Consider the following 22,219-nt stretch of genomic DNA (forward strand, 5'->3'; position numbering starts at 1 on the left):
CTAGGCCGCGCCGGCGATGGCGCGATGCAGCTCGTCGATCCCGGCCGGCTTGGTCAGGTGCAGATCGAATCCGGCCGCTTCGGCGCGCCGCTTGTCGGCCGTCTGGCCGTAGCCTGTCAGCGCGATCAGGCGCAGCGCACCCCGGCTGCGCACCCGCAGCGCGCCGGCCAGCTGGTAGCCGTTCATGTCCGGCAGGCCGATGTCGATGATGGCCACATCCGGCTGCGCCTCGGCAAAACTGTCCAGCGCCCCGCAGGCGCTGTGCACCGCCACCACGTCGTGCCCGCTCAATTCGAGCAAGGCCTGCAAGCCCCGGGCGGCGTCCTGGTTGTCGTCCACCACCAGGATGCGGCGGCGCTCCGGCGCTGCCGACAGGTCGCCGTCTGCATCATCATCGCCAGCCAGTTCCAGCCGCGGCGCCGCGATGGCGGGCAACAGCACCTCGAACGTGCTGCCCTGCGCCTGGCCGGCGCTGATGGCGCCGATGCGCCCGCCGTGCCGTTCCACGATGTTGCGCGCGATGGCCAGCCCCAGTCCCAGGCCGCCGGCGGCCCGCGCCAGCGGCTGCGGCGCCTGGTAGAACGGCTCGAATATATGCTCCAGCATGCCCGGATGCATGCCCACGCCGTGGTCGCGCACCTGCAGCCGGGCCTGTCCGGACGTCACTTCCAGCGTCACGGCGATGGCGCCGTCGCCGCCGAAACGCACCGCGTTCGACAACAGATTGGTGAGCACCTGCACCAGCCGGCTTTCGTCGCCCAGCACCCACGCGCTGTCCGGCATGCGCGCGCTGATGGGCAGGCCGCGCTGCTTGGCGGCGTTGGCCGCGTCCACCGCCTGCGCCACCACCTGGCACAGGTCCACCGGCGCCATGACCAGTTCCAGCTTGCCGCGCGTGATGCGCGACACGTCCAGCAGATCGTCCACCAGCCGCTTCAGGTGCACCACCTGGCGCCGCATCACGTCGCGCTCGCGCTGGTAAACGCCCTGCTCGCGGGCCGACATCAGGTCCAGCGCGCTGACGATGGGGCTCAATGGATTGCGCAGCTCGTGCCCCAGCACGGCCAGGAAATCGTCCTTGGCGCGGCTGGCGCTTTCGGCGCGCGCCAGCGCCTCCTCCTTCGCCTGCAAGGCCTGTTCCAGCGATGCCAGCAAATGGCCGCGCTCGCGCTCATGCCCGGTGCGCTGGTGCGCCGCCGCCTCCAGCGCCAGCCCCATCAAGTTCACTTCGTAGATGCCGGACGGCGCGATATGCACCGGCTCGCCGCGCCCCAGGCGCACCGCCTGTTCCTGCAGCGCGCCCATCGCCGTCACCATGCGGCGCGCGATCAGCACCGCCAGGCCGGTGCACAGCAGCAGCGAGACGATGATGGCGCCGCCGTAGATGGCCAGGCTTTGCGCCAGGATCCCGGTCAGCGTGGCGGTCGGCGCGCCCACCGCCACCGTCCAGCCATAGCGCGACAGGCGCGAATATGCCGTCACCACTTCCACGTTCTCCAGTGTGCGGGTCACGCCCACGCCCTCCATCGGGCCGCTATGCAGCAGCTGCGCCAGGCTGGGACTGGGGCCGGTGCCGATGGTGCGCTCGTGGTCCAGCGAGCGCGCCACCCGCAGGCCGGTATTGTCGTATACCGAGATCACCCAGCCGTCCGGGTTGCGCTGGCGCTGCACCAGCTTGAGGATGCGGCTGGGCTGGATCGCCGCCGTCAGCACGTACAGATTGTTGTCGTTGTCGGTCACCGGCACCCGCACCGGGAAGGCCGGCTCCGCCACCTGGCCCAGCACGATGCGGCCGATCACCGGCTGGCGCAACGACATGGCGCGCTGCAGGCTGTCCGGGTCGATCACTCGCCCGTCCTGCGAGCCATACGGCAGCACCGTCTTGAACACCACCGCGCCGTCGGCGTCGGTCAGCACCACGCTGGACCAGTCGGACTGCGTGCGCACCTGCTCTTTGGCGAAATCGTAGAAGGTGCGCATGTCGCCGCTGCCCAGCGCGGGGGTGCGCGCCATGGTGCGCAGCGTGCCCACCCAGCCGTCCAGTTCCGCGTCCACGGCGCTGGAGAGCGCGCGCGACAAATCGAGCATCGAGCGTTCCAGCTCGCGCCGCTGATGGTCGGCCGAAGACTTGACGCCCCAGGCGCCAATCAGGATCAAAGGAAGAAAGCCGATCGCGGTGAGCAGCACCAGCAGCTGGCGCAGCCGTACCGGGACCCGGGGTTGAACTAACATTTCACGGGTGGGAGATTACTCCGGCAGGGCCATGCGGGGCGCGAAGTAGCAGGCGCCGGCGTTGCGTTCCAGGATGGCGCGTTCCAGCACGTCGATCACGCCGCGGCGGCATTGGATGGCGCCCTCGGCCTGCAGCTTGGCGGCGCTGGCGGTAATGCTTTCGCGGCGCACGCCCAGCAGGTTGGCGATGTTTTCCTGGGTGGCTTTCAATTCGCTTCCCAGCGAACGGTCCAGGCGTTCGAGCAGCCAGCGGCACAGTTTCTGGTCGATGCTGCTGTGGCGGCTGCTCACCACGTTCTGCGCCAGCTGGGTGAACATGCAGCTGGTGTAGCGCATCAGCTGTTCGGCCAGCATGCCGCCCTCGGCGAACATGCCGCGCAGCGCCTCGGCGTGCAGGCGGTAGCCGTAGCCCGCGCCGGTCACCACGGCGGTGTTGCTGGCGCGCTCGCCACGGTAGACGGCCACCCCGGCCACGCCTTCGCGGCCGACCACGGCGATCTCGGTGGTGGCGCCTTCCTCGTTGATGTATTGCAGCGAGACGATGGCGTTGGTGGGGAAATAGCAGTATTCCAGCTCGTCGCCGAAGTCGTACAGGCACTGGCCGGCTTTCAGCGGCACCAGCTCCATGTCTACGAACAGGCGCTCCAGGTCGTCCTCGGGCAGGGCGCGCAGCAGCGCGTTCTGGCGGGCGCCGGCCAGCGACATGGCTGGGGCGGCGGCGCGGCGCACGGCTGGGGTGGTGACGTCGGCGTGGTTGATGGCGGCTTGGAACATGGGACACCTGATCTGTTGTTGTTTTCTTCAGGCTCTACTTTAATAGCGTCAACAGCTCAACAGTATCGGACTCGGAGATCGCCGCGTGTAGTACATCAGCAGGCGAAAATGTCATCTTATTCCTACGTAATGCGAGGTAACGCACATTCAGCCATTCGCGGCTCGCCGATAATAGACCCATGGCAGCCCACCGCCCCACTACCGTTCGACGACTCCAGATGGACAACTACTCCCAAGCGCTGTACGCCCTGAAACGCCAGAAACTCGCTGTCGAGCGCACGCTCGGCGCCCGGTCGACCGAGGAATGCGTGGTGGCTTCGCGCTGGGTGAGCGCCTGGCAGAAGCTGGTGCAGGCCAGGCTGGACCGCACGGCGGCCGCCTCGGCAGGCCATCCGGCTACCCCGATTCCCGCCGCCAGCCGCTATGTGGACCGCGCTGGCCGCTTGCTCCACTAATCCCCCTCCAAGTCTCCGTCCTTGCCATGGTGCCAACAAGGCGCCGTGTGCTAGTATGCGGCAGCGTCCAGCCATGATCTGGCCAGGCCGCCATACTTACAAAAATCTCAAGACAGAGACCCCATTGGAGAAACACGATAGTGAGCATCTTTAGAACCAAGAATCTAGACGACATGGTCGCCGCCAGCCGCAAACCGGGCGGACTGGCCAAAGTACTCGGTCCCTTCGACCTTATCCTGATGGGCATAGGCGCCATCGTCGGCACCGGCATCTTCGTGCTCACCGGCACCGGCGCCCTGACCGCCGGCCCGGCCCTGACCATCTCCTTCGTGATCGCCGCCATTGCCTGCGGCTTCGCCGCTCTCTGTTACGCTGAATTCGCCTCCTCGGTGCCGGTGGCCGGCTCCATCTACACCTACAGCTACGCCACCCTGGGCGAAGTGGTGGCCTGGATGATAGGCTGGGACCTGCTGCTGGAATACGGCCTGGCCACCTCCGCCGTGTCGGTCGGCTGGTCGGGCTACCTGCAGTCGCTGGTGGCCAGCGTCGGCTACCGCCTGCCCGTCGAGTTGACCGCCGCCCCCGGCGCGGTGCCCGGCGTGACCACCTGGTTCAACCTGCCGGCCCTGCTCATCATGCTGGTGCTGACGGCCATGCTGTCGCTGGGCGTGCGCGAATCGGCCCGCGTCAACAACATCATGGTGGCCATCAAGATCGGCGTGGTGCTGCTGTTCATCGCGGTCGGCATCGGCCACGTGGAGCCGTCCAACTGGCAGCCGTACGCGCCGTTCGGCGCCACCGGCATCATGAGCGCCGCCGCGCTGGTGTTCTTCGCCTTTATCGGCTTCGACGCGGTGACCTCGGCCGCCGAGGAAGTCAAGCGTCCCGAGCGCGACTTGCCGATCGGCATTATCGGCTCGCTGGCCGCCTGCGCCGTGCTGTACGTGGTGGTGTCGGCCATCATGACCGGCATCGTGCCGTACCAGAAATTCCTGGGCGTGGACCATCCGGTCACCCTGGCGCTGGAATATGCGGGTGAAAACTGGGTGGCGCGCTTCGTCAACCTGGGCGCCATCCTCGGCATGACCACCGTGATCCTGGTGATGGCCTACGGCCAGACCCGCATCATCTTCGCCATGTCGCGCGACGGCCTGCTGCCGAAAAAGCTGTCGGAAATCCATCCGAAACACCACACGCCGTTCTTCGCCACCTGGATGGTGGGCCTGATCTTCGGCGGTATCGCCGCCCTGGTCCCGCTGAACGTGCTGACCGAGCTGATCAACATCGGCACGCTGGCCGCCTTCTGCCTGGTGTCCGTCGCCGTGATCGTGCTGCGCAAGAAGCGCCCCGACCTGCACCGCGCCTTCCGCTGCCCCGCCGTGCCGCTGATCCCGGCGCTGGCGGTGATCATGTGCCTGGCCCTGATGAGCTTCCTGGCCTGGTTCACCTGGGTGGCCTTCGGCATCTGGCTGGCCATCGGCCTGGTGGTGTATTTCGGCTACGCGCGCCACCATTCGGTGCTGAACAATACCGCGCCCGCCGGCCTCCCTGCCAAATAGCAGAGCGCCGCAAATCCGGCAATGGCTTATGATGGCGCTTTACGCATTTGACAACCACATAAGCCGGAGCCGGACATGATAGAAGGAAAAACCCTGCGCAGCGACCTGCAACACCTGTCGCGCGCGCTCAGGACGCTGCACAAAGCGCTGCTGGACGTGGAAACCCAGTATTTCGGCAACGTGGGCAGCGCCCTCGAGCACCTGCAGCTGGTCACCAGCCACCCGCACTTCGCGTGGCTGCAAAAGCTGTCCGGCGTCATCAGCACGCTGGACGAATGCCTGGACGACGAGGAAGCCCTGGTAGTCGACCTGGAACGCCGCTTCCGCGCCGAGGTCGAGGGCCTGGTCGGCCCCCTGCCCGCCACCGACGAGGATTTCCGCCAGCGCTACAACGCCATGCTGCACGATTCGCCCGACGTCGCCATGGCGCACGGCGCCCTGCGCAAGGTGCTGGCGCAACTGCCGGCCGCCCCGCGCGACTGATCCCTCTTCACGCCTGCTTCAGCTGCTCCGCCTCCACCGGCAGGCGGCGCAGGCGTTTTCCGGTGGCTGCGAACACCGCGTTCACCAGCGCCGGCGCCACCATGGCGCAGCCGATCTCGCCCACGCCGCCCGGCGCCAGGCCGTTCTTCACCAGGTGCACCTCGATGGGCGGCACCTCGTTCATGCGCAGCACCGGATAGTCGTGGAAGTTGCCCTGCATGACGCGCCCGTTCTCCAGCGTCAGCTTGCCGTACAGGGCCGCCGTCAGCCCGTACACGGCGCCGCTCTCGATCTGCGCGATCACCCCGTCCGTATTCACCGCCTGGCCGCAGTCGATGGCCGACACCACCCGCTTCAGGCTGACCTGGCCCCCTGCGGCCACCGCCACTTCCACCACGCAGGCGGCGTAGCTGCCCCAGGCCACCGCCAGCGCCAGCCCCATGCCGGTGCCCGGCGCCATGGTCTTGCCCCAGCCGGCCTTTTGCGCCGCCAGTTCCAGCACCGCCAGCGCGCGCGGCTCCTTGCCCAGCACGGCGCGCCGGTAGGCCAGCGGATCGGCCTTGGCGCCGGCCGCCAGTTCATCCATGAAGCCTTCGATGACGAAGGTGTTGTGGGTCGGGCCCACGCCGCGCCAGAAGCCGGTCGGCACCGCCGTCTCCACCGGGTGGAACTCCACCACCTTGTGGGCAAAGTCGTAAGGGCTGGCGGCGGCGTCGATGGCGTCCGTGTCGATGCCGTCCTTCATCCACGCCGGCGCGTAGCGCGCCTCGATGGCCGAGCCGGCGAAGCGGTGCCGGAAGCCGACCGGCTTGCCCTGCGCGTCCAGCGCCATGGCCAGCTCGTCGCGGTACAGCGGGCGGAAATAGTCGTGCTGCATGTCCTCCTCCCGGCTCCACACCACCTTCACCGGGAAATTCACCTGGCGCGCGATCAGCGCCGCTTGCACGATGTAGTCCACCTCCAGCCTGCGCCCGAAGCCGCCGCCCAGCAGGAAGTTATTGATGCGCACCGTGGCCGGGTCCACGTTCAGCGCCTTGGCCACGAAAGCCTGCGCGCGGCCCGCCGCCTGGGTGCCGGTCCAGATGTCGACGCCGTCCTTGCGCACGTGCGCGGTGCAGTTCATCGGCTCCATGGTGGCGTGGGCCAGGAAGGGCATCACATAGGCCGCCTCCACCTGGCGCGCGCCGCCCTCCACCAGCTTGCCGTAGCCGCCCTCGTTCACCGCCAGCAGGCCCTTGCCCTTCATGGCCGCTTCCAGCTGGCGCTCCCATTCCGCGCCGGAGAACTTGGCGTTCGGCCCCTCGTCCCAGGTGATGGCCAGCGCGGCCAGCCCCTTGCGCGCGGCGCCGGTGTGGTCGGCAATCACCGCCACCGCGTCGTCCAGCTTGACCACCTTGCGCACGCCCTTGACCGCGCGCGCCTTGCTGTCGTCCACCGACGCCAGCTTGCCGCCGAATACCGGGCAGGCTGCCACCGCCGCCACCTTCATGCCCGGCACCTGCGCGTCGATGCCGAATTTGGCCGTGCCGTTCACCTTGGCGGCAACGTCCAGCCGCTTGGCCGGCGTGCCCACCAGGCGGAAGGCCGACGCGGGCTTGAGCGGCACTTCAGTCGGCGCCGGCATGGTCGCCGCCTTGGCCGCCAGTTCGCCGTAGGACAGCTTGCGGCCGCTGGCCTGGTGCGTCACCGCGCCTTGCGCCGCCGTGCAGCCGGCCGGCTCCACGCCCCAGGTGGACGCGGCGGCCGACACCAGCATGATGCGCGCCGCAGCGCCGGCCTTGCGCATCGGCTCCCACGCGCCGCGCACACTGGCGGAAGCGCCCGTCAACTGGGCGCCGAACAGCGGGTGGCCGTACAGTTTTTCGTCCGCCGGCGCGTGCTCCACGCGCACTTTGGCCAGGTCCACTTCCAGTTCCTCGGCCAGGAGCATGGGAATGGCCGTGTAAGCGCCCTGCCCCATTTCCACGAAGGGGCAGACCACCGTCACGCTGTTGTCGGCGCCGATGCGCAAATAGGCGTTGGGCGCGAACGCGGGGCCGGGCGCGGGCGCCATCTTTGCCGCGGCGCCGGCGGACGGCAGGTAGAACGACAGCACCAGGCCGCCGGCCGCGCCCAGGCCGGTCTTCAGGAAGGCGCGCCGCGCCGGGGCCGGTGCGGTTGCATGCTTATCGTTGCGCAGATCTGAGGTGTCCATGGCGGTCATCCTTTCTGCGCGGCGGTCTTGATGGCGGCGCGGATGCGGCCGTAGGTGCCGCAGCGGCATACGTTGCCTGACATGGCCTGGTCAATGTCGCTGTCGCTGGGCTTGGGATTGGCGGCCAGCAGCGCCGTGGCCGACATGATCTGGCCGGACTGGCAGTAGCCGCATTGCGGCACCTCGTGCGCCACCCAGGCTTGCTGGATGCGCTTGCCCGCCGGGGTGGCGCCGGCCGCCTCTATCGTCACGACCTTGCCCTTGCCCACGCTGCTGATGGGCGTGACGCAGGAGCGCACCGCCTGCCCGTTCAGGTGCACCGTGCAGGCGCCGCACAGCGCCATGCCGCAGCCGAACTTGGTGCCGGTCATCTGCCACACGTCGCGCAGCACCCACAGCAGCGGCGTGTCGCCGTCCACGTCGGCGGTCCGGTTTTTGCCGTTTACATTGATTAGATAGCTCATCATCATCCCCCGGGTTGTTGTTCGCTTGCAAACAACATTATTGGACGATTCACCGCAGAACTAAAGCAATGATGAGCTGTCTCTTCCTTTTGGCGGACCTGCCAGCATACGTTACTCCTCGGCAGCGCGCTGTTCGCACATCCTGGTCAGCATGTCGATCTGCTTTTGCTGCATGGCCACCAGTTCGCGCCACTGCACGTCGCGCAGCTGGTCCAGCTTTTCATGCAGCAGCAGAATCTCCACCTCGGCCTTCAAGTTCACCTCGTAATCGTGCTCCACGGTCATCCTGTCCTTCTGCGCCTGGCGGTTCTGCGACATCAGGATGATGGGCGCCTGCACCGAGGCCAGCATGGACAGGAACAGGTTCAGCAGGATGTAGGGGTAAGGGTCGAAGGGCTTGCCATGCCGCACCAGGATGACGGAGTTGAGTACCACCCAGGCCAGCAGCGTGGCCATGAACAGGCCGATGAAGGTCCACGAACCGCCGAAGGCCGCCACCGCGTCGGCCGCCTTCTGGCCGCGCGTGGCCTTTTCATCGCCCTCTTGCGCCAGGTTGCGCGAGACGTGCTGGCGCGCCGCCAGTTGGCGGGCCACCCGCTTGCACGCGGCGTCCAGCTCGACTTGCGAAGGCTCGGCGGCGGGCGGCTGCGTGGGCAATGGGGAAACTGCAGGCATGGATTTTTTCATATCGGTCCGCCTAGCGCGCGCTCGCCATCTCCGGCGCCCAGTGGAACGACACCTCCCGCGGGCCATGGCCTACGTTGGCGGAGCGCACCTGCTGCCTGCCGTCGACGTTGGCGACGATACGGTAGCTGCCCGGCGGCAACTTGGCATACACCATGGGGCCGGCATCGGGCAGCTCCAGCACCGTGCGCCCGCGCCGGTCGCGCACGGTGACAGCCACGCCGGCCCGCAGCTCGCCGTTGCGGTCGGCAAACGTCAGCAGCAGGTTGTACTGCTCCCGCTGCGCCTTCATTTCCTCGCGCTGCTCCGCGCCCACCCCGCCGGTAATGTACTCCGCCTCCTGCGCGCAGGCCCAGGAACTGCCCAGCGCCAGCGCGGCCGCCAGCACGGCCGGCGCGGGATAGCGATTAGTATTGGACTCCATCTCGTCCTCCTTACCAAAGTGATGGCTCAGAGTAGCGCTGGGACCGCTGCCATTCTGTACGCTAGCCCTCAGAGGCGCACAGTCTGCATTACAGCCACACCGCCAGCGCGGAATACGCCGTCAGCGCAATCATGGTGAAGCAGAACGCCTTTTGCCAGAACGGATCGGCCAGGAAGCGGCGCAGCAAGGCGCCGGCGCCGGCCCACAGCGAGATGCACGGCAGGTTCACCGCGCAGAACACCAGGCAGTACACGGCGATCGCCAGCGACACCGGCGCCATCTGCGGCAGGAAGGCCGAGCCGCCGGTGATGGCCATGATCCACGCTTTCGGATTGGCGAACTGGAACAGGGCCGCGCCCAGGAAACTCATGGGCCGGTGCGCCTGCTCGGCCTCGCGGTCGAAACTCATGGCGCGCATCTGCCAGGCGAGATACAGCAGATAGGCGGAACCGGCCACCTTCAGCAGGGTCTGCATGGCGGGCACCGCCATCACCAGCGTACCGATGCCCACCGCGCAAATCGCCAGCAGCACCCCGAAGCCGCTGGTGATGCCCAGCATGTGCGGAATGGAACGGCGGAAGCCGAACCAGATGCCGGACGAGGCCAGCATGATGTTGTTGGGGCCGGGCGTGATGGAGGAAACGAAGGCAAACGTCATCAACGGGGCCAGCGGCAGCAGCAAGTCCATGGGATTCTCCTTATTAAGTATCCCATGCTAGCCCAGCCAACCAATACAGTACCGATACACTTTACCGTAAAGTCCACTTAACTGTAATGGCCGTCCGGCCAATACAACGCCCGGCTGCGCCTCACTCCGTGCCGCGCAGCACCAGCTCGCAATAGGCGATTTCCTCTCCCTGGTTCGCCGCAACCAGGCCCCAGCCCAGCTGGCGCCGGATCTCCGGCATCGACGGCGGCGGACACTGCTGTGCCTGCCGCGCTTCCATGTATTGCCGAATCTGTTCTTTGCTCGGCTGTTGCTGCTGTCCCATCTTTGTCTCCTGATCCAAACAAACCGCCCACATTGCGGATTTCATCTTAGGAGGCCAGCGCATAACTTACCAATTCATTATTTCTTATAGGCGATATCAATACGGATATCTATCGCTTGGCCGGGCGCCTTTCACGTGGCATTCACAGATCGAATGTCAGCCATCGATATTTGCAATTGGATTTATATGTTGCACCGCACTATCATGAGTCCATCGACACTCAATGCAGGAGAAACAGCATGAACTTCCCGCCCTACCCTCCCTACGGCGTGAGCCAGGTCAGCTACGGTCCATCGCCCTCCGACGTACGCCTCTGGACCCGTTTCCTGCGGGCCAAGCTGCGCAAGATCATCGAGCGCATGGGCCGTCCTTACATGGACGGCTATCCGCCAGCCTGAGCATCGCGCCGGCAATGGCGGGCAGCTCCCGGCTGCCCGCTTCCGCACTTCCCTCCGCAGCAAATCCCCCAAGTCCCGCCCGTTTCGTGCACCGCCACAGTTGACGAGTTCCGTCAAATGGTTCAACATCGCAAAATGGTAGCGCTATTCATTTCGGATTGCGCACTGATAACGATAAATACGAGACGACATGACAAGCACCGCAGACAGCTCCACCGCGAAACTGGGGACGCTGGAGAAAATCGGCTATAGCCTGGGCGACCTGGCTGCCAACCTGATCTTCCAGACCCTGCTGACCTTCATCGCCTTCTTCTACACCGACGTGGCGAAGATTTCCCCCAACGCGGCCGCCAGCATCATCTTCGCCGGCGGCCTGGTGGGCGCCTGCTTCAACCCCATCATGGGCCTGATCGCCGACCGCACCGTCACGCGCTGGGGCAAGTTCCGTCCCTGGATCCTGTGGACCTCGGTGCCCTTCGGCCTGGTCGCCATCCTCGCCTTCAGCGTGCCCGACCTCGGCGCGCAAGGCAAAGTCATCTACGCCACGCTCACCTACGTGCTGCTGATGCTGATCTACTCGGCCAACAACCTGCCCTACTCCGCCCTGAGCGGCGTGCTCACCGGCAGCATGGAGCAGCGCAACAGCCTGTCGGCCTTCCGCTTCGTGGCCGTGATGGTGGCGCAGTTCATCATCCAGGTGCTGCTGCTGCCGCTGGTGCTGATCCTGGGCGGCGGCGACAAGGTGCAGGGCTTCCAGAACACCATGATCATCTTCGCCGTGGCCGGCACCCTGTGCTTCCTGGTCACCTTCTTCACCACCAGGGAGCGCATCGTGCCCACCGCCGAGCAGCGCTCCAGCATCAAGCAGGACATCGTCGACCTGCTCGGCAACCGCCCATGGGTGGTGATGCTGGTGCTGACCATCCTGGTGTTCATCACGCTGGCCCTGAAGGGCGGCATGTACATCTTCTACTTCAAGACCTATCTGGACGAGGCGTCGCTGGCGGCCTTCCTGCGCGACGTGGGCTTCGTCGGCTTCATCAACGGCCTGAATTCGGTGCTCACCAGCGTCGGCCTGACCAAGTTCCAGTGGCCGGAAGACGCCGCCACCTCCGGCTTCAGCCTGTTCAACGCCGCCGGCATCCTGATGATGATCATCGGCATCGGCTTCTCCAAGCCGCTGGCCGACCGCTTCGGCAAGCGCGACGTGTTCGGCGCGGCGCTGCTGGTGTCCACCCTGTTCATGCTGGGGTTCTACTTCTATGCGCCCAGCTCGATCGGCCTGGTGTTCGTGTCCCAGACCCTGCACGGCTTCTTCTACGGCATCACCATCCCGCTGCTGTGGGCCATGATCGCCGACGTGGCCGACTACTCCGAATGGAAAAACAACCGCCGCGCCACCGCGCTGCTGTTCTCGGCCATGATCTTCGGCCTGAAAGCGGGCCTGAGCATCGGCAGCGCGCTGGTGGCCGCGCTGCTGTCGATGATCGGCTACGACGCGCTGCTGGCGGTGCAGCCGGAGACCGTGGCCATCGGCATCAAGCTCTCGGTCAGCATCTACGCCTCGATTCCCTTCCTGCTCGGCGTGGCCAGCCTGGTGTTCTACGACATCCGCAAGTCCACCGAGCGCACCATCGAACAGGAACTGGGCCTGCGCCGCGCCGCCGCCCAGCGCTGAACCGGACCACGAAAAACCGATCCACTACAACTTAGGTAACAGAAATGCCAGAACAGGAATTGAAGCAGGACGAGCTGCAGCAACTGAAGGCGCGCGCCATCTCGCAGCCACTGGTTGAGCACATCTACACGGCCGACCCGTCGGCCCACGTATTCAACGGCCGCCTCTACGTCTACCCTTCGCACGACATCGAAGCCGGCATCGCCTTCAACGACAACGGCGACCACTTCGCCATGGAAGACTACCGCGTGCTGTCGATGGAGCGCCCCGGCGCCGAGACGGTGGACCACGGCGTGGCCCTGCACGTGAACGACGTGCCCTGGGCGGCGCGCCAGATGTGGGCGCCGGACGCCGCCGTCAAGGACGGCAAGTACTACCTCTACTTCCCGGCCAAGAAGGCCGACGGCATCTTCCAGATCGGCGTGGCCGTCGGCGACGACCCGGCCGGCCCCTTCGTGCCCGAAGCGGCGCCGATCGAAGGCAGCTACTCGATCGACCCGGCCGTGTTCGAAGACGGCGGCGAGCACTATATGTACTTCGGCGGTATCTGGGGCGGCCAGCTGCAGAAATACCGCGACAACGTCTACGGCGCGGCAAACGAAGAACCGGCCGACGGCCAGCCCGCGCTGCAGGCGCGCGTGGCCCGCCTGGGCGGCGACATGAAGCAGTTCGCCGAAGCGCCGCGCGCGGTGGTCATCCTGGACGAAAACGGCAAGGAACTGCTGGCGGAAGACCACGACCGCCGCTACTTCGAGGGCCCGTGGATGCACAAGTACAAAGGCAAGTACTACTTCTCCTACTCCACCGGCGACACGCACTTCCTGTGCTACGCCACCGGCGACAGCCCGTACGGCCCGTTCACCTACCAGGGCCGCATCCTCACGCCGGTGATAGGCTGGACCACGCACCACTCGATCTGCGAGTTCGAAGGCCGCTGGTACCTGTTCTACCACGACAGCAGCCTGTCCGACGGCGTGACCCACCTGCGCTCGGTCAAGATGACCGAGCTGCACTACGACGAAGACGGCAAGATCGTCACCATCTCGCCCTACCCTTGAGGCCAGCCGCTTGCATGTTGCTATAGTGTAATTATTACAACAAAGAAAATTCATTTTTGACAATGACGGTCCTTAGGCGTAGCTTCGGTTACCCGACAACCACGAATGAGGACCGTATCATGGCCAACCCACTCTGCTTCATGATGCCGGTACTGCCCGGCACCAACCTCACCACGCTGGCAGCCACGCTGGCGGAATACCAGGGCCCCATCAATAATGCGCTGACCAGCATCGGCACCGTGCATTACGCCCGCTTCACGCTGCTGGACCGCTCGCAGCCCAACCTGCTGCCGGCCGGCGATCCCACAGTGGCCTCCGACACCCTGGTGATCGGCGTGATCACCGAGTACGACGGCAGCTTCAACAAATACATTTCGGACTTCGTGGCCCAGCTCGGCCCGGCGTTCGACGCCTTGCTCAAGTTTGTCGTCGGCGGTGCGGCGATCACGCCGGTGGCCAACAATCTCAACGCCTTCCAGGCCTTCATCACGCTCAACGACGCGGCCCAGCACCTGCCCAACACCGGCTTGTACCAGGCCTACCCGGACTTGACCGTTCAGGACATCCTCGCTTCCGCCTAAACCCGGCAAATCCGGCGCCAGCCGCACCAGGAGAGACAGCATGGCCGATACCACGATCGATTTCGACGACGTCCAAGGGACTATCCTGCGCGGCTACCGCGTCGACATGGCCCGCCATTTCTTCCTGAGCATCACGGACGCCGCGCAGGCGCGCCGGACCATTGCTGCCCTGCTGGACGGCAGCGATGGCCTGCCGCGCATTACCACGGCACGGCGCCCCGACAGCAAGCCGCCCTATTTCATGAACCTCAGCTTTACCGCCCCCGGCCTGGCGCAACTGGGGCTGACGGCAGCCCAGCTGGCCACCTTCGACCAGGCCTTCCAGCGCGGTGCGGCCGACCCGGAAAGCACCGGCGCCGTGGGCGACGTGGGCGACAGCGCGCCGGAGCATTGGCTCGGCGGCCTGGGCGCGGCAACCCGGGCCGGGCAGTTGCATGCGCTGCTCAGCCTGTGGGTCAGCGAATCGGACGAAGTCATGCAGGCGCTCTCGGCGCGCCTGCGCAAAGCCTTCGCCTCCGGCTGGCGCGAACTGTATGCGCACGACGGCCGCGCGCTGCCAGACAACCGCGTCCATTTCGGCTACCGCGACAGCATTGCCCAGCCCGACGTGCAAGGTTTGCCGTCCCGCAAGCATCAGGAACCGGACCCGCTCAACATGGTCAAGACCGGGGAAATCCTGCTGGGCTATGAAAACGCCATCGGCGGCGTGTACAGCGTGCAGCCGCCGCAGCTGTCGGCCAACGGCAGCTATGCCGCCTTCCGCATCCTGGAGCAGGACGTGCCGGGTTTCGAAGCCATGCTGACGCGCTATGCGGAGAGCTCGGGGCTCAGCCGCGAGATGGTAGCCGCCAAGTTCTGCGGCCGCTGGCGCAACGGCAATCCGCTCGAGCTTACGCCCGAGCAGGCCGGCCCGGTGCTGCCGGATGACCAGCTGAACCGCTTCCAGTACATCGACAACGCAGACCCGGACAAGGACGACACCCTGGGCCTGAAATGCCCGATCGGCTCGCACATCCGGCGCAACAATCCGCGCGACGCGGCGGTGATCGGCACCTCGGCCGCCAACCACCGCATCGTGCGCCGCGCCATGCCCTACGGCAGCGAGTACGACCCGGCGGCGCCGGTGGCCGAAGCGCGCGGCCTGGTCGGCTATTTCATCAACGCGAGCATCTTCAACCAGTTCGAATTCCTGATGTCGGAATGGAACGACAGCTCAAAATTCGTCAAGGCCGCGACCGGGCCGGGCGGCGCCAGCGCCGGCAATGCCGTGTTCAACATCAGCGGGGAGGATGTATTCCTGGGCGTGAACGACCCGGAGACGAGTTCCTTCACCCTGCCCGGCCTTGGGCCCAAGGGCAGCGGCAACACCAGGCTGCAGCATTTCGAGCGCAGCATCGTTACCCGGGGAGGCGTGTATTGCTTCTTCCCCAGCATCACGGGCCTGCGCTACCTTGCGGGCGCGGACGATGCCGGGGAAGTGCCGCGCTAACTTAGCACGAGGTGGGTATGCGGGGGCCGTTCCTATATGTGGGGTCAGTTCCGCCATCGCGCCAAGTTTCTTTCGCGCTCGAACTTTTATATGCGGGGTCAGTTCCGGCATCACGCCAAGTTTCTTTCGCGCTCGAACTTTTCTACAGCGCGGCACACTGTTCTCAGGGAAACCTGAAAGAAGCTGCCAATCTGCGTCATGGTGAATACGGTTGAGAAGTACGCCATCGCCATCGCGTGATCGCGGTCCGGGTATTGCTGCTGGTATTCGCCCAGTGTCAGCGCGCTAACAGCATTGCAGCTGTAGCATGTTGATCTGGCGCAGGCACGGTTCAGCCCGTGACGCGATGCCGGAACTGACCCCAATTAAGGGAACTGATCACAACTAAGGAACTGCTCCAAACCAGGGACTGAACCCCAGCAAAGGAAAACCCGGCAGGAGCATCTGCCGGGCCGGGGCGCGCGGTGGTGCTGGCGCTACGTCAGAACGAGGTGCGCAGCGACAGCGTGTAGCTGGCGCCCGGCTTGTACTCGTCGAAGATGGCGTTGCTGAACTGCGTGTAGGTCTGGCTGATGGCCTTGTTGGCGTTCCAGACGCTGAACGTGAGGTCGGTGTTGTAGCGGAAGTTGAACATCTGCTTCAGGTTCATGCCGACCGAGGCATCCACCTGCGCGCGTTCGGTGGTGTACGCGTAGGCGCCGCCCGGCACGTTCAGGCCGGTGCTGGTGTTGACCACGTGCGCCGCCGTGTACTGGCGCGCGACACGGACGTTCAGGCCGTTGCGCTCGTAGTACAGCGTCAGGTTGTTGGTGCGCGGCGGCACGCCGGCCACCGGCGGCGCGTTCTTCGCGGAGTCGGTCTGCTTGGCGTAGGTGAAGTTGGCCGTCAAGCCGAAGCCTTTCACCGGCAGCATGTCCAGCGGCTGCTGCCAGGTCAGCTCCACGCCGCGCACTTTGAGCTTGGTGTCGATGTTGAACGGCTCGGTGATCTCCACCAGGTGCTTGTCGCGGCCGCCGCTGGCGGTCACCGACTGCTGCTGCGCGTCCGTCAGGCCGATGGTGCCGAACATCTGGTCCAGCTGCGCCAGCGAGTAGGTGGTGATGCGCTGGCCCGGACGGCTGATGATGTCCTTGGCGAAGCCGCTGGCCGACACGTAGGATTCGCGCGTCATGTAGTACTCCAGGCCCACGTCCAGGTTCTCCGCTTCGAACGGCTTGAGCTTGGGATTGGTGACGCTGCCCTGGCGCGCGCCCTGGTCGCCCAGCGTGAGCTGGGTCTGGCGCAGGTCGGCCGGGCTGGCGCGGGTCATGGACTTGGAGCCGGAGGCGCGCAGGATCAGCTTGGGCGTGATGTTGTAGGCCAGCGTGCCCGACGGCAGCGCGTTGCCGTACTTGGTGGACTCGTAGGCCCAGACGCCGATGTTGTCGTACAGGCCGCCGTTCTGCAAGGTGGCGTTGCGCGGGTCTGCGCCCACGCTCAGCGCGCCGATGGTCTGCTTGGTTTCGGCATAGCGCACGCCGGCGTTGTAGCGCAGCGTGCTGCCGAACAGCTGGGTGCGGCCGGTGGTTTCAACATAGGCTGCGCTCACCACTTCGCGGATGTAGCCGCCGCTGCCGTTCTGGAAGCCCTTCTTGATGTTGTCGCGGAAGTACTGGTAGTCCGTCGCTTGCGCGAACTTCGGCCAGTCCAGCGTGATGAAGCCGTTGCCGGACGGCTTGGCGTAGCCGGTGACGGCGGAATTGGGCACCACCGAACCCAGATAGGTCAGCGGCGCGGCGCCGGCGGTGGAGCCGGTGCCGTAGCCTGGATAGGCGGTGGCCACGTCGGTGACCGCGCCCGGCGTGCTGCGGCCGTCGCAGCCCGGCGTGCGGATCTGGGTGTTGGGCTGGAAGAAGCGGTAGCTCATGTTGTTGCCGCAGGCGACGTTCATCCACGCGTCGGCCACCGAGTAGCTGCGGTAGCGGCGCTCGATGTCGTCCCAGGAACCGCCGGCCTTGATGCTGAAGTCGCTGTCGCCCCAGTTGACGTTCAGGCGCGAACCCTTGGTCTTGTTGTTGCGCTCGTACAGGTCCATGCGCAGGCCGGACAGGCCCTGGCCGGCCTGGTACCAGCCGAAGTTGGCCGGGTCGTTCACGTCCAGGTTGCCGCTGTAGACCGGCGCGCGGCCCGGCACCGTGTTGTCGTAGTTGATGACGGAGTTCGGCGAGCGCGTGGCCAGCAGCACGGTCGGCATGTCGCGGAAGAAGGTGCTGTTGGTGGCGTTGAAGTGCGCGTCGATGACCCACTTGTCGGCCGGACGGAACTCGAAGCCCGGGTTAATGCTGCGGAACTTGGTCTTCTCTTCCATCGGCCGGTATTCCAGCGACCAGAAGGTGTTGGCGAAGGTGGCCTTGGTGATGGTGCAGCCGATGGTGCAGTCGCTGCGGTCGAACTCCATGCCGATCGGGATCACGGTGTTGGCGCGGGTGCCGGCGTTCATCGCCTCGTAGGTCATCTTGTTGTTCTTCTGGGCGAACAGCGTGTCCAGGTAGATGTCCCACTTGTCGTTCGGCTGCCATTGCAGGCTGATGACTTCACCGGCGCGCTTGCGCTCGCCCTCGTACACCAGGTGGCGGCCCAGGCGGCCCATCAGGCCGTTGTCGATCTGCTGGATGGTGGCGCCGGGGTTCAGCGCCAGCAGCATGGCGCGGTCGATCTGCTTGCCCGGCACCAGGATGGAGCGCGCGTAGGCGGGCAAGGCGTCCAGCGCCAGGCCGGACGGCACGGTGTCCGGGGTGGACTGCGAGCCGCCGCCGGTGCTGTTCGGCTTGTCCGCGGCGGTGGCCTGGAAGCCCTTCAGCTGCAGGTTGCGCATGTCCACGGTCTGGAAGCCGTCGGTCTTGTATTCGGTATTGCCCCATGCGATACCGGCCAGCGCGCCGAACTTGCCGAAGCGGCTGTCGTTCCAGGTGTTGCTGACCAGGGCCGAGCCGGTGTGGCCGGTCTTGCTGTTTTGCTCGCGGTAGTTGCCGCTCAGGGTGAAGGCGGAGCGGAAGCCGGATTTGTCGAACGGGCGCACGCTGCGCATGTTGACCGTGCCGGCGATGCCGCCCTCGATCAGGCTGGCCTGCTGGCTCTTGTACACGCTGGCGCTGCGGAACAGTTCGGACGGCAGGAAGTCCATGTCCACTTCGCGGTTGGCGCTGATGGAGCCGCCCCAGCTGCCGGCCGACGCCGACGCCATCGGCGCGTTGTTCAGCAGCACGCGCGTGAAGGCCGGGCCCATGCCGCGGATGGAGATGTTCAGGCCTTCGCCGTCGATCTCGGCGCGGCGCACGGTCACGCCCGGCACGCGGGCCAGCGCGTCGGCGATGTTGGGGTCGGGGAATTTGCCCATGTCCTCGGAGAACACGGTGTCGCTCAGGCCGATGTTGTCGCGCTTTTCCATCGCGGACAGGCCGAGCGAGCTGCGGAAGCCGCTGACGGTGACCACGGCCTTGTCGGCAGGCGATTTGGCGATGGCTTCGGTGTTGGTGGATTGCGTGGTTGCCGGCGTGGTGGCCTGTGCTGCGGCCGGCTCGGTCTGGGCGTATGCGGTGGAAATCAAACCCGCGAGGACGGTCATTACAAACACCTCTCCCCCCGAGCCAAAGCGCCGGACGGCGCCTCCCAGTTGCTTGGTCATACTTGTCTCCTCTGTTGTGGCCTCTTGTGCCTTGGTTGTCTGCGCCATGCGGCGCAGCAATCTTCTTATGTCAGGAAAAGCAAATTGTTGGTTGCGCAAACGCTCTTCGCGCGGTCTGGTACGGTTAGCCTCCTTCGTTAAAATTCAATGGTAGAGATATTCAAATGAATAGCGCTACCATTTGATTGTGACCTTTTCAGCAACGCTGCGTCAACAACATCCTGTCCGTGCGTTGTTACATGGACACGAAACGACTTAATTAACGCGCTTGCAGCGTGACCGACGCGCCCTGCAGCGACGGCGATTCGGCACGCACGGTGATGGCGCCGCGCTGGCCCGGCTTGCCGCGCACGATCACCAGCGCCAGTCCGTTGAAGGCCGGCCGCTCGGCCGACGGGAACGGCACGAAGCTGGTCGGGTCGCCGTTGTCGGTGGCCACGATCTCGCCAGGGCCTTCGATGCTGAACTTGACCGGGTTCTTCGCCATCGGCGCGGTGTTGCCGTCCCGGTCCGCCACGCGCAAGGTGATGAAGGACAGGTCCAGGCCGTCGGCGGCAATCTGCTTGCGGTCCGGCGCCAGGTCCAGCTTCGCGGCGCTGCCCACGGTGCGCACGGTGGATGTGGTCCACTCCTTGCCCTGCTTGTAGGCCACCACTTTCACCTCGCCCGGCTCGTACGTCACCAGGTCCCAGCGCAGGCGGTATTCGAACTCGGTGCGCTTCTTGCGGCCCTGGCTCTTGCCGTTGACGAACAGCTCGGCCTCGTCGCCGGACGTGAACACGTGCACCGGCGTCACCTTGCCTTCGCGGCCGGGCCAGGTCCAGTGCGGCAGGATGTGCGCCAGCGGCAGCTCGGGCCTCCAGCGCGCCTGGTACAGGTAGAAGCGGTCCTTCTTGAAGCCGGCCAGGTCGATCATGCCGGAGTAGGAGCTGCGCGACGAGTAGAACGGCGTCGGCTCGCCCAGGTAGTCCCAGCCGGACCAGACGAATTCGCCCGCCACGAAGGGATACTGGTCCTGCGCAGCCCAGGAACGGTCCGCCGAGGTGCCGAAATCGGCCGCGTACAATTCATAGGCGCTGACCTGGCGCGTGGCCCAGTCGCCGCCCGCGTCCGGACGTACCGGCGAGGTGAGCGCGCCGGTCACCGGGAACTGGTACTCGCCGCGGCTGCTCAGCGCGGACGCGCTTTCGCTGCTGAAGATCACCTTGTCCGGGAAGCGCGCGCGGAACTCAGGGAAGCGGCCCGGATTGGTGCGGATGCCGGCGCCCTGGTAGTTCACGCTGATCATGTCCACCGTGATGGGCAGCGGCATGTCCGCGCGGGCGAAGTTCATGGCCGTCATGGTCGGACGGCTGGGGTCTTCCTCGCGCACGATGGCGTGCAGCCTGCGGCCGATGGCGGCGCCGGCCTCGCCGGAATACTGCTCGCCCACCTCGTTGCCTATGCTCCAGATCACCACCGACGGGTGGTTGCGGTCGCGCCGCAGCATGGAGCGCAGGTCCTGCTCGTGCCAGTCGGGGAAAATCAGGTGGGTGTCCAGCGCGGTCTTCTTGCGCTCCCATACATCGAACACTTCGTCGATGACGACGATGCCCATGCGGTCGGTCAGTTCCAGCAGCCCGGGCGCGGGCGGATTGTGGCTCATGCGCAGCGCATTGGTGCCCATCTCGACCAGGATTTCCAGCTGGCGCTCGGCTGCGCGCACGTTGAAGGCGGCGCCCAGCGCGCCCAGGTCGTGGTGGTTGTTCACGCCTTTGAACGGGATATGCTCGCCGTTGACGAACATGCCCTTGTCGGGGTCCATACGCACTTCGCGCACGCCGAATCTGGTCTCGTAGCTGTCCACCACGGCGCCGTCGCGCTTCACCGTGGTCACGGCCACGTAGCGGTTCGGGCGCTGCGTCGGCGGCGGTCCCCACAGGCGCGGGTTGGCGATGACCACCGCGCCGCTGGCCGTGCCGCTGGCGCCCGCCGCCAGCTGCATGCGCGCGGGAGCGATGGAGGCGACCACGCCGCCCGTCTTCACGCCATTCTCGTCCAGGTTGTAGATGGCGGTGGCCACTTCCACATTGGCTGCGGCGCCGGAGTCGTTATCCACCGCCACGTCCAGCGACACTTCGGCGGACGCCTTGCTGACCTTGGCGGTCTTCACGTGCGTGCCCCACTGGCCCACGTGCACCGGGTTGGCCTTGGTCAGCCACACGTTGCGGTAGATGCCGCCGCCCGGATACCAGCGCGACGATTCCGGCGGGTTGTCGAGGCGGATCGCCAGCGTGTTGGCGCCGCCCGGCACCACATAGGGCGTGAGGTCCACGCGCCAGGAGTTGTAGCCGTAAGGCCAGCCGCCCACCAGTTTGCCGTTCAGCCAGACCGACGCGTAGGACATGGCGCCTTCCACGTCGAGGAAGATGGAGCGGCCCTTGTCGGAGGCGGGAATGGCGAGCTGCTTGCGGTACCAGCCTATGCCCCAGCTGGGCAGGCGGCCCACGCCGCCGTACGGTCCCTGCTCCAGGAACGGCCCGGCGATGGCCCAGTCGTGCGGCAGGTTCACGCGCTTCCAGGCGCTGTCGTCGTAGCCGGTCTTCAGGTAGGCCACGTCCAGCTTGGGCTCCTGCGCGGGCCGCTGGTGGCGGCGCGCCGGGTCGCGGATGAAGGCGTTGCCGGTCGGGAGTATCCATGGCTTGAGCACCGGCACTTGCGCCGCGCCGGCCATGACGGCGGCATCCGGCACCGCGTCCGCCGCCTTGCCGTCCTCGCTGACTTTCACCTCGGGCCGCACGTCGTAGCGCAGCGAGTCCGAGGTGCCGGCCGGGTCGCCCATCTGGAAGCGCCAGTCGGCGTTGATCAGCACGCGCTCGCGCTGGGCCGGCGCCGCAGCCGCAGTGGCGGCCGGGCCGGCGACCAATGCGCCCGCCATGCCCGCGCACAGCATCAGGCGGCCAAGCGCCCGATAGTTTGGAATAGGATTCATTGTCTCGCTTTTAGTCCGTATTAAAAAAAATCGCCGGGGCCACGAATGGCACCGGCGAAAAGACCTTATGAGTTACGCGACCACCCAAATGAATGGGATAACAGGAAAAAGATAGCGCA

General features: G+C 66.0%; 18 protein-coding genes. 8 read left to right on the forward strand and 10 right to left on the reverse strand.

What is annotated here, in order from left to right:
* On the reverse strand, positions 1 to 2,232 hold the full coding sequence (locus tag AC56DV_RS32175) for an ATP-binding protein (RefSeq protein ID WP_496318265.1): 2,232 nt from the start codon (positions 2,230 to 2,232) through the stop codon (positions 1 to 3).
* Between the two features lie 15 nt (positions 2,233 to 2,247).
* The gene (locus AC56DV_RS32180; RefSeq protein ID WP_496318266.1) at positions 2,248 to 3,006 is read right to left on the reverse strand and encodes a Crp/Fnr family transcriptional regulator; all 759 of its coding nucleotides are present in this window, start codon (positions 3,004 to 3,006) and stop codon (positions 2,248 to 2,250) included.
* A 218-nt stretch (positions 3,007 to 3,224) separates the two neighbouring features.
* Here AC56DV_RS32180 and AC56DV_RS32185 point away from each other — a divergent pair, with 218 nt between their 5' ends.
* From AC56DV_RS32185 to AC56DV_RS32195, 3 genes are all read left to right on the forward strand, one after another.
* A complete protein-coding gene (locus AC56DV_RS32185; protein ID WP_496318267.1) occupies positions 3,225 to 3,461 on the forward strand; it encodes a hypothetical protein in 237 nt (78 codons plus the stop codon).
* A gap of 140 nt (positions 3,462 to 3,601) precedes the next feature.
* A complete protein-coding gene (gene bcaP / locus AC56DV_RS32190) occupies positions 3,602 to 5,020 on the forward strand; it encodes a branched-chain amino acid transporter BcaP (protein ID WP_496318268.1) in 1,419 nt (472 codons plus the stop codon).
* Between the two features lie 75 nt (positions 5,021 to 5,095).
* Positions 5,096 to 5,503 (forward strand): hypothetical protein, encoded by a 408-nt coding sequence (locus AC56DV_RS32195; protein WP_496318269.1) that lies wholly within the window; start codon positions 5,096 to 5,098, stop codon positions 5,501 to 5,503.
* Positions 5,504 to 5,510: 7 nt separating this feature from the next.
* On the opposite strand, the gene AC56DV_RS32200 is transcribed toward AC56DV_RS32195, so the two are convergent.
* From AC56DV_RS32200 to AC56DV_RS32225, 6 genes are all read right to left on the reverse strand, one after another.
* Complete coding sequence (locus tag AC56DV_RS32200; protein WP_496318270.1) at positions 5,511 to 7,697, reverse strand: xanthine dehydrogenase family protein molybdopterin-binding subunit; 2,187 nt, start codon at positions 7,695 to 7,697, stop codon at positions 5,511 to 5,513.
* A 5-nt stretch (positions 7,698 to 7,702) separates the two neighbouring features.
* Entirely contained in the window at positions 7,703 to 8,161 is a 459-nt protein-coding gene (locus AC56DV_RS32205; RefSeq protein ID WP_496318271.1) for a (2Fe-2S)-binding protein, read from the reverse strand.
* 111 nt (positions 8,162 to 8,272) lie between these two features.
* Complete coding sequence (locus tag AC56DV_RS32210) at positions 8,273 to 8,836, reverse strand: DUF1003 domain-containing protein (protein ID WP_496318272.1); 564 nt, start codon at positions 8,834 to 8,836, stop codon at positions 8,273 to 8,275.
* Positions 8,837 to 8,858: 22 nt separating this feature from the next.
* Positions 8,859 to 9,269 (reverse strand): hypothetical protein, encoded by a 411-nt coding sequence (locus AC56DV_RS32215; protein ID WP_496318273.1) that lies wholly within the window; start codon positions 9,267 to 9,269, stop codon positions 8,859 to 8,861.
* 88 nt (positions 9,270 to 9,357) lie between these two features.
* Positions 9,358 to 9,957: a LysE family translocator gene (locus AC56DV_RS32220; RefSeq protein WP_496318274.1), complete on the reverse strand. Its 600-nt coding sequence runs from the start codon at positions 9,955 to 9,957 to the stop codon at positions 9,358 to 9,360.
* Positions 9,958 to 10,078: 121 nt separating this feature from the next.
* Entirely contained in the window at positions 10,079 to 10,261 is a 183-nt protein-coding gene (locus tag AC56DV_RS32225) for a hypothetical protein (RefSeq protein ID WP_496318275.1), read from the reverse strand.
* A 239-nt stretch (positions 10,262 to 10,500) separates the two neighbouring features.
* On the opposite strand from AC56DV_RS32225, the gene AC56DV_RS32230 reads away from it, so the two are divergent.
* The 5 genes from AC56DV_RS32230 (at position 10,501) to AC56DV_RS32250 (ending at position 15,465) form a co-directional block, all read left to right on the forward strand.
* Positions 10,501 to 10,659 (forward strand): hypothetical protein, encoded by a 159-nt coding sequence (locus AC56DV_RS32230; protein WP_496318276.1) that lies wholly within the window; start codon positions 10,501 to 10,503, stop codon positions 10,657 to 10,659.
* A gap of 190 nt (positions 10,660 to 10,849) precedes the next feature.
* The gene (locus tag AC56DV_RS32235) at positions 10,850 to 12,337 is read left to right on the forward strand and encodes an MFS transporter (protein ID WP_496318277.1); all 1,488 of its coding nucleotides are present in this window, start codon (positions 10,850 to 10,852) and stop codon (positions 12,335 to 12,337) included.
* Positions 12,338 to 12,381: 44 nt separating this feature from the next.
* Positions 12,382 to 13,395, forward strand: coding sequence for a glycoside hydrolase family 43 protein (locus AC56DV_RS32240; protein ID WP_496318278.1), 1,014 nt, complete (start codon positions 12,382 to 12,384; stop codon positions 13,393 to 13,395).
* A gap of 119 nt (positions 13,396 to 13,514) precedes the next feature.
* Positions 13,515 to 13,976 carry a hypothetical protein gene (locus AC56DV_RS32245; RefSeq protein WP_496318279.1) on the forward strand — a complete coding sequence of 154 codons (462 nt, stop codon included), beginning with the start codon at positions 13,515 to 13,517 and terminating at the stop codon, positions 13,974 to 13,976.
* Positions 13,977 to 14,016: 40 nt separating this feature from the next.
* Entirely contained in the window at positions 14,017 to 15,465 is a 1,449-nt protein-coding gene (locus tag AC56DV_RS32250) for a Dyp-type peroxidase (RefSeq protein ID WP_496318280.1), read from the forward strand.
* Between the two features lie 481 nt (positions 15,466 to 15,946).
* Here the strand turns inward: AC56DV_RS32250 and AC56DV_RS32255 are convergent, their stop codons facing one another.
* Together AC56DV_RS32255 and galB are read right to left on the reverse strand one after the other, a co-directional pair.
* A complete protein-coding gene (locus AC56DV_RS32255; protein WP_496318281.1) occupies positions 15,947 to 19,069 on the reverse strand; it encodes a TonB-dependent receptor in 3,123 nt (1,040 codons plus the stop codon).
* Between the two features lie 319 nt (positions 19,070 to 19,388).
* Positions 19,389 to 22,100, reverse strand: a complete 2,712-nt coding sequence (gene galB / locus AC56DV_RS32260) for a beta-galactosidase GalB (protein ID WP_496318282.1) — start codon at positions 22,098 to 22,100, stop codon at positions 19,389 to 19,391.
* Between the last annotated feature and the right edge of the window lie 119 nt (positions 22,101 to 22,219).

The sequence above is a fragment of the Massilia sp. BGA-UO-ETr-WB1 genome, from assembly GCF_059567845.1.